Source organism: Streptomyces calidiresistens, assembly GCF_014141525.1.
Taxonomy (GTDB): domain Bacteria; phylum Actinomycetota; class Actinomycetes; order Streptomycetales; family Streptomycetaceae; genus Streptomyces; species Streptomyces calidiresistens.
The window spans coordinates 1-2275 of the sequence record NZ_VKHS01000825.1; the positions used below are offsets into that span (position 1 = coordinate 1).

Annotated in this window: 2 protein-coding genes; both read left to right on the forward strand. The window is 74.0% G+C overall.

From position 1 onward, the window contains the following. The first annotated feature begins 143 nt into the window (after positions 1-143). Entirely contained in the window at positions 144-533 is a 390-nt protein-coding gene (locus FOE67_RS23160; RefSeq protein WP_182666784.1) for an ArsR/SmtB family transcription factor, read from the forward strand. Positions 534-956: 423 nt separating this feature from the next. Next, complete coding sequence (locus FOE67_RS23165) at positions 957-2186, forward strand: DUF3344 domain-containing protein (RefSeq protein ID WP_182666785.1); 1230 nt, start codon at positions 957-959, stop codon at positions 2184-2186. Positions 2187-2275 lie beyond the last annotated feature (89 nt).

Genomic DNA, 2275 nt, shown 5'->3' on the forward strand with positions numbered 1-2275 from the left:
GGAGGGGCCGGTGCGGGAGCCGCCGGCGGGGGGTGCGGACACGGGCGTTCCTCGGCTCGGGGGCGTTCGGGCGGCCCCACCATACATGAATCAATGAACATGTGTTCATTCGTTCATGTTGCTTCCCCGGTACCCTGTGGCCCATGGGCCATGGAGTCGTCGTCGGTGACCGGGACGGTGCGCGCGGCGCCGTGCCGCGGGTGCGGCTCGACGCCGCCGGTGCCGAGCGGGTGGCCGCGACGCTCCGCGCCCTGGCCACCCCGTCCCGGCTGCTGATCCTCGCCCGCCTGCGGGAGGGGCCGCTGCCCGCCACCGAGTTGGCGGCCGAGGTGGGCATGGAGCAGTCGGCCTGCTCGCACCAGTTGCGCCTGTTGCGCGACCTCGGCCTGGTCACCGGCACCCGGCAGGGGCGCTCGGTGGTGTACGCGCTGTACGACCGGCACGTCGCCGACCTGCTCGACCACGCCCTGCACCACGCGGAGCACCTGCGGCTCGGACTGACGGACCCGCCCGCCGGGGCGCCGGGCGCCTGAGGGCGCGCCCCGGGGCGTCCGCCGGGGGCTCACGCGTTCGCCGTCACGCGAACGGCCCTTTTGTCATTCGGTCATCTTGTCCCGGTGTTCATCTTTTCCGGTTTTCCCTTTTCCTGTGCGGTCATTTTCGATCGGCGAGTTGTGCAGGAATTGTCATTTCCTTTCTGTCAGAGTCGTGTACCGCCCGGTCGAAAGGCCGTTCCCGGCCCGCGGGTACCGGACCTCCGGCCCGTCGGCATTCCCGATCGCCCTCGGCTGCATGGGTTGGTGACACCGGTGACAGAACGCGCAGGAGAACGCACGGGGGAAAACCCGGGGCCACCCCCGGATGAGAACCCGGCGGAAAACCCCGGGGGAAATCCGGGGCGACCCGCCGCCGAACGCCACGTCGAACCCCCCGTCGAACCCGCCGTCGAACCCGCCGTGGAAGACGCGCGGGGTCGTCGGGCCCGGCACGCCGGCCGACGACCCGGCCGGCGCGCGGCCCGCGCACCGCTCGTCGCGCTCGCGGCGGTCCTGCTCCTCCTCGGCTTCCCGGGCACCGCCCCGGCGGCCCCCGACGCGCCGGAGATCCCCTTCACCGAGCGGTACCGCGTGGTCCAACACGGCGGCATCGCCCGGGCCGCGAACTCGGTGATCACCTGCGTCGCCCCGGCCGTCCCCGACGCCGTGCCCTGCCCCGAGGCCCGCTCCGGCGCCGCCGGGACCAACGGCGACTACGAGATGTTCTACATCGACGTCGACGACGACCCGAACACCTACAACTCCAGCCGGGCCGACCTCCGGCTCCGGCCCGGCGCGCGGGTCACGCTGGCCCGCCTGTACTGGGGCGGCAACCTCCGCGCCGGTGAGCAGAAGCCCGCCGCCGACAACGCCCGGGTCCTCTTCGCCGAACCCGGCGGGAACTACCGGGAGATCCTCGCCGACACCGTCGTCGGCCACCGTCCCACCGCCCTCGACGACGGCTTCACCGCCTCCGCCGACGTCACCGACATCGTGCGGTACGCCTCCCCCGGGGCGTACACCGTCGCCCAGATCAACGTGGCCATGGGGCACTCCCCGGTCGGCACCTGGGGCGGCTGGACCCTCGTGGTCCTCTACGAACACCCCGACGAGCCGTTGCGCACCCTCTCGCTGTGGGACGGCTGGCGCACCGTCGGCGGGGGCGAGGGGAACGGCGAGGGCGGGGGCGCCGTCACGGCCCTGCCCGGCGGTCTGCCCGCCCTGCCCGGCCTGCCGGTCGTGCCCGGGACGTCCGCCCGCCGCGGGGAGGGGGAGGTGACGCTCACCGTCGACGCCCTGCGCGTCCCGGGCGGCGCGACCGGCACCCTCGGCGTCGTCGGCTACGACGGCGACCCCGGGGCCGGCGACACCCTGACCGCCGCCCCGGACCTCCGCCCGGCGGTCGCCCTCGGCGACGCGGTCTCGCCCGCCGACGACGTCATGAACTCCACCATCTCCGACCACGGGCGCCACGTCACCACCCGCGAACCCGCGCACCGCAACACCCTCGGCTACGACTCCAACCTCCTCGATCTGCGCCCCGCCCTGACGGACGGCGCCAACCGGCTGTCCCTGCGCTTCGCCGGTCGCGGCGACCGCTACCACCTGGGCGCGGTCTTCCTGCAGGTCGAGACCGAGAACCGCCGCTGAGCCGGCCCGGCACGGAAGGTCCCGTCCCCGACATGCGGTACCCACCACCCCAACCCGATCCGCGTCCCGAGGCCCACCTCCTGTCTCTT